This is a genomic window from Ilumatobacter sp. (assembly GCF_049588435.1).
GTDB lineage: Bacteria > Actinomycetota > Acidimicrobiia > Acidimicrobiales > Ilumatobacteraceae > Ilumatobacter_A.
The window spans coordinates 1-5,108 of record NZ_JBAVYV010000484.1 but is presented as its reverse complement, the minus strand read 5'-3'; the positions used below and the strand labels follow the sequence as shown (position 1 = coordinate 5,108).

The following is a 5,108-nucleotide window of genomic DNA, read 5'->3' as shown; positions in this document are numbered from 1 at the left end:
CGCTGGCGGCTCATCGAGTCGGTCGGTGAGAAGCGATCCAAGAGCGCGTTGACCCTGGTCATCGATGACATCTTGAAGTCGGCGCCGCCGGGGAACATCTCCAACAACAGGGCGTGGAGCCGATTGCTCTCGAGGTTCTTCTGACGTCCGAGGTCACGATGCCGCTTGCCCAACAACCGCAAGATGCGGGTGTGATCGTCGGGGCAACACTGCAGCCAGATCGTTCGCTCGCAGTGCTGCGATCGCGACCGATCGGGCGTCGTTCGGATCGTTCTTCTGCGAACGACCGGTGCTCAACGTGCGTACCAGCGAAGCCCGCAGCTCGCGCAACAGCACAGCTTGTGATGGACAGGCACGGATGCAGATCTCGTCGATGACGGTCTCGAAGTCATCGACCGCGACTGCGGTGTGGGACGCCTTGTGAGGGTCGATCCCGATGGTGATGGACATGGCAGAATCGCCTTTCTCTCGGTGATGGGGACCGAGGTGGGCACTCCTGATTCGAGTCGATCTGATCGCGCCTCTTTCGAGCCACACCCCAGCCGATGGACACCGGCCGGCTGGCAGGTCGATACAAAGCCAACCCAGCAGGCGGCAGGCACTGAGAGAGTCAACCGGCCGGCACCATCGACGCTACGACAACCGCCGCAACGCACCAGTCGACTCAATCAGGCACGTCTTTGCTCGTCTGCCCACTCCAGATCGTTCCACTCGAAGAGCGGCCTCGTGTCGCGTTCGGCATCATGAACTCGGCCAACTACAGCACGCGGACACGCGAGGAGCTGTTCGTCGTCAGGAACCGACGGGCGCGTAGATGTTGACCTCGATGGCGCCGACGTTGCCGCCCGTGGAGGCCTCGACGTCGAAACGAATGAGCTGACCGGTCGCTGTCAGTTCGGTGAAGCGAGGGTTTGCCGGGTTGCCGGCGCCGAACGGACCGAACGAGTCGTCACCGATCGACACGGTGAAAGTCTCTGTGGTCGCGGAACCGTCGAGCATGGAACGCGACAGGAACTCGACGCCGCCGATGTCCTGCTCGGAGCCAAGGTCGATGACGATGAAGCCGTTGTCGCCGTCTCCACCGCTGGACCACTCGGTGTTCGTGTCGCCATCGATTGCGTTCTCGGCTTCGAAGCCGGGCCCGAAGACCGAGCTGACCTCTGCGACAGTTGCATTCGCCGACAGGTTGTCGCCTCGGGTGCTCGGGTCGACGGACTCGCCGTCGGACTCGATCGCCGGGATCGTGAACGTGCCGAGTTCGGACCGGTACTGGTTTCCGTCGGCGGTCGTGCCCTGGACGCGGAAGAAGTAGGTCGGCCCCGCCGTTGCGCCGGGCAGACTGACGTCGTGCTCCGTGATTCCCGTCCCGTTCATGGCCAGGCTGTTGTTGAAGTTGCCGAATTCCTCGGTTTCGCCCCACACGATGGCGCAGATCATCGGAACCGTCGTGCGCACTCGGAAGATGCCCCGGCCGGGGTCGCTGGGGTCGGCTTCGAAGGTGAACTCGTTTGCTTGGACCTGGCTGAACGGCAGCAACTGGCCAAATGCCGCATCGCCGCCATCGCCCCCATCGGCGGCGATGTCGTCGCCATCGGACGATCCGCCACAGGCTGCCAGTACCGCGGAGGCTGCGGCGACGGTGACAACGGATCGGCGGGTGAATTGAGGGTTCATCAAGACTCCGAGAGAGAGACAGAGAGGATGTCAGACGGTATGACTTTCCAGAAACAGATCCCCCAACCGAAACCTTAAGGATCTGGGTACGAGCCCCGACACAAGTGAACGCGCCCTCTACTGCTTTCAAGAATTCTTCTCGCCCAGTAGTTCGGCGCAACCCACTCGACAACGCCGCCGCAACGCACCACCAGTCTCAATCAGACACCTCAGCGCTCGGTCGGGTGCGCGAGATCGCGCTCGACTACCTGGCTTCGGGAATGGCGGTGCCCGGGGGGCGAATCACCTCGCACGCTGAAAACGGCCAGACTGGCCAGGTGCCCATACCACGACGACGTACCAGCAAGGCCGCTGTTGCGATTCTTGCAATCGCGCTCGTGGCGGCATCCTGTTCGGTTGACAATGACGATGCCGTGGTCGACGACCCAGCGCGAACAATCGCCACGGCCGACGTCGCTGAACAGGAGCCGGCGGTCACCGCCACGTCGGCCCCTTCGACATCGATCCGAGAGCCTGAGACTACGGTCGGCCCGGATCCCATGCCGAGCACCAGTTTCGAGCTGCAGCCGACCCGCGCCGAACGATTGGAGATCGTGTCGTTCCCCGTCCCGGCTGGGTCGCGGCCGCACGACGTCGCCCCGGCGCTCGATGGTGGCGTCTGGTACACCGCACAGCGCGCCGAGGCCCTGGGCTACCTCGACCCGGAGACCGGCGACACCCGCCATATCCCACTGGGAGCCGGCAGCGCACCGCACGGCGTCATCGTCGACGACGCTGGCCTGGCCTGGATCACCGACGGCGGCCTGAACGCGATCGTCAGCGTCGACCCTGCCGATGACGAGGTCACCGTCTATCCGCTGCCTGCAGGATCACCGAACGCCAACCTCAACACCGCCGCCTTCGATGACGCCGGCATCCTCTGGTTCACCGGCCAGAACGGCATCTACGGTCGCTTCGACCCCTCTGTCGGCAAGGTCGAGGTCTTCGATGCCCCACGTGGCCCTGGCCCCTACGGCATCACCGCTACGCCCGACGGTGACATCTACTTCGCCTCCCTCGCCGGCAGCTACGTCGGGGCCGTCTCACCCGATGGTGCCGTCGTCGCGCTCGACCCACCGACCGCCGACCAGGGTGCCCGCCGAGTCTGGTCGGACTCCACCGGCGCCATCTGGGTCAGCGAGTGGAACAGCGGACAACTCAGCCGCTACATCCCCGAGACCGACGAGTGGACCGAATGGCCGCTCCCGGGACCCGATCCTTCCACGTACGCGGTCTACGTCGACGAACTCGACCAAGTCTGGGTGAGTGATTTCAACGGCAACGCCCTCCATCGCTTCGTCCCCGCCACCGAGACGTTCGACACCTTTCCCCTTCCCGGCCAACCCAGCGAGGTCCGCCAGATCCTCGGCCGCCCAGGCGAGATCTGGGGCGCCGAGTCCGCCAACGACTCCCTGGTCGTGATCCGCGCTGCGGGTTGAACAGCGTCACGGAGCCAGCATCATCATCGGCTGACGCCTGTACCCGGCCTGCGTTCCGATGATCTCACCGCTTGGCGAACGAGCGCGCTCCAAGGTCCATCCCGAAGCGATGCCAATCGGGAGCACGCATTTCACTCGCGTCACTCGACTCGCCAACCCTGCCCATCGCGGCACGCTTCGATCGCTGACCCCTCTCGGGAATGTGCGGCTGTCTGAAGGGTTAGTCGGCCACGTCGGTCGGCAGCTTCCGCCGGACTCGCTCCGCGAGCAGGTGATGACGATTCACCCCGGTGTGATCAACGACACGCTCTCGCTCCACTGCGTCGCCGAGTTCAAACGGTCCGCCGAACTGGTCTGCGGTCAGAGCGACGTGCGCCCCATCCGGCAGCACATTCCAACAATGCGCTGCAACGGGTTCACCGTTCTTCAGGACCGGCGCGATCAGCAACGTTCCGCCGAGGTAGTCCTGAACGACCTTCGCTGTGACAGCACACTGGCCCCGCACGGATTGGAGGCAGACCACTCGTCGGGGTCGTCACTCGTGTCGGCCATCCAACTCGCCCGGATAGACCTTCTGAGAACATCGAGATCCATCGGCACGCCCCCGAGAATGGATGCCGAGACCGCTCGGAAATGCCGGACACCACGGGTGGTCCAGAGCGCTCTTGATCAGGCACCTCGGCGCTCGGGTGACCGCTCGTGATCGTGCTTCACAAACCCGGGTCAGGTGTTGGGATCTTGCAGGCTGGCTGGGATGTCTCGGCTGGTGTGGAGAAGTCGCCAGACGTCGACTGAAGTTTCGCGCTCCAAGGAGAACAACAGGTACGGAAATCTGCCGACTGCGACGACCCGGAGGTCCGGAACAGCGAGTTCGTATGCGAACCGGAGCGATCCGAGACGAGGGTTTCGACTGATCCGTCGTGCTGCGGCTTCGACCGCGTCGACGAAGCGGACGGCTGTTGCGACGTCGGCTTCGGCGGCGTAGTAGCTGCTGGCTGATTCGAGATCGAGTGTTGCGAGTTCTCGGAACTGGACCGGCTTCGCCGCCACGTGCTCAGGCCTCTGTCGAGAGGCGTTGACGCAGTGCGTCGAAGTAGGCGGCGTCGGCGACAACACCGGGGCCGGAGTTTGCGCCTTTGAGGACGAGGTCGCGGAGGTGGCCTCGTTCGCGATCGCGTCGGATCAGATCGCGGACGTACTCGCTGGTCGATCCGTATCCGTCGTGAGATACCCGCTCATCGACGAAGATCTTCAGCTCGTCGGGCAGCGACACGTTCATCGTGGTCATGGCCAAGACACTAGTTGACTTGGCAAACCTTGTCATTCGCTGATCACCGTAGTAGCGCATATCTCCACGTCGGCGGCCAGCGGCAGACCGCTCGCGATCGGCACCTCGGCGCTCTGACGGGCGTCCCACAACGCCGGTTAGCGGACAGCCGACATCGGGGCAAACGTTGCCTGACACGGCACTAGAGTCCGAGGCTCGAACATTGTCCGTCAGCGAAGAGATTGGTTCCCACTTGGAATTCGTTGCCGTTCCACCTGCCGCTGATCAGCGTCCCAGGACTGTTTCGTCGCGGCGACGCCGGCCGGTGGGTCCGACACATTGGAATCAGTCGTCCGTCGCAGCCCTATAGTACGATCGAAGGACTGCTCACCGGCGCTGCGTTGCCGGACGACCCGACACTGCCGTATGACGAAGCCTGAGTTCCACTGGCATCTCGGCGATCGGTTGGTTGCATCCGACGAGCCGCGCCCGCCGCGAGGAGCCCAGGATCGTGACGTTCGACCCGCACTCGTTGCTGATCGCGGCGCCGGCACCGACGGAGTCGTCGTTCCGCTCTGGAAACGAGTGCTGACCGGTCGGTCGTTCCGCTGGCGGATTCGGCGCTCGAAGAATCGCCTCGTCGAACGTCGACGACATCTCGCGGGTCGAGTTCTCGGATACTTGAAATG

The 5,108-nt window shown here is 64.0% G+C and carries 7 protein-coding genes; 2 read left to right on the top strand and 5 right to left on the bottom strand.

From position 1 onward, the window contains the following. Positions 1-153: 153 nt before the first annotated feature. Both WBV89_RS18345 and WBV89_RS18340 read right to left on the bottom strand, forming a co-directional pair. A complete protein-coding gene (locus tag WBV89_RS18345) occupies positions 154-450 on the bottom strand; it encodes a hypothetical protein (protein ID WP_423982775.1) in 297 nt (98 codons plus the stop codon). Between the two features lie 342 nt (positions 451-792). Continuing rightward, positions 793-1,674: a discoidin domain-containing protein gene (locus WBV89_RS18340; RefSeq protein ID WP_423982774.1), complete on the bottom strand. Its 882-nt coding sequence runs from the start codon at positions 1,672-1,674 to the stop codon at positions 793-795. Positions 1,675-2,213: 539 nt separating this feature from the next. Here WBV89_RS18340 and WBV89_RS18335 point away from each other — a divergent pair. Continuing rightward, complete coding sequence (locus WBV89_RS18335) at positions 2,214-3,152, top strand: virginiamycin B lyase family protein (RefSeq protein WP_423982773.1); 939 nt, start codon at positions 2,214-2,216, stop codon at positions 3,150-3,152. A gap of 220 nt (positions 3,153-3,372) precedes the next feature. Here WBV89_RS18335 and WBV89_RS18330 read toward each other — a convergent pair whose 3' ends face one another. From WBV89_RS18330 to WBV89_RS18320, 3 genes are all read right to left on the bottom strand, one after another. Continuing rightward, entirely contained in the window at positions 3,373-3,657 is a 285-nt protein-coding gene (locus WBV89_RS18330; RefSeq protein WP_423982772.1) for a YunG family protein, read from the bottom strand. 218 nt (positions 3,658-3,875) lie between these two features. After that, positions 3,876-4,202: a type II toxin-antitoxin system RelE/ParE family toxin gene (locus WBV89_RS18325; RefSeq protein ID WP_423982771.1), complete on the bottom strand. Its 327-nt coding sequence runs from the start codon at positions 4,200-4,202 to the stop codon at positions 3,876-3,878. A 4-nt stretch (positions 4,203-4,206) separates the two neighbouring features. After that, the gene (locus WBV89_RS18320) at positions 4,207-4,440 is read right to left on the bottom strand and encodes a type II toxin-antitoxin system ParD family antitoxin (protein WP_423982770.1); all 234 of its coding nucleotides are present in this window, start codon (positions 4,438-4,440) and stop codon (positions 4,207-4,209) included. 405 nt (positions 4,441-4,845) lie between these two features. Between WBV89_RS18320 and WBV89_RS18315 the strand changes: the two genes are divergently transcribed. Next, positions 4,846-5,108 (top strand): hypothetical protein (locus WBV89_RS18315; RefSeq protein WP_423982769.1); only part of this gene is annotated, 263 nt, incomplete at its 3' end.

What these genes read in the sequence shown, in the direction of transcription:
- WBV89_RS18335 (WP_423982773.1), top strand. Translation starts at nt 2,214, where the DNA reads ATGCCGAGCACCAGTTTCGAGCTGCAGCCGACCCGCGCCGAACGATTG.
- WBV89_RS18345 (WP_423982775.1), bottom strand. Translation starts at nt 450, where the DNA reads ATGTCCATCACCATCGGGATCGACCCTCACAAGGCGTCCCACACCGCA.
- WBV89_RS18340 (WP_423982774.1), bottom strand. Translation starts at nt 1,674, where the DNA reads ATGAACCCTCAATTCACCCGCCGATCCGTTGTCACCGTCGCCGCAGCC.
- WBV89_RS18320 (WP_423982770.1), bottom strand. Translation starts at nt 4,440, where the DNA reads ATGACCACGATGAACGTGTCGCTGCCCGACGAGCTGAAGATCTTCGTC.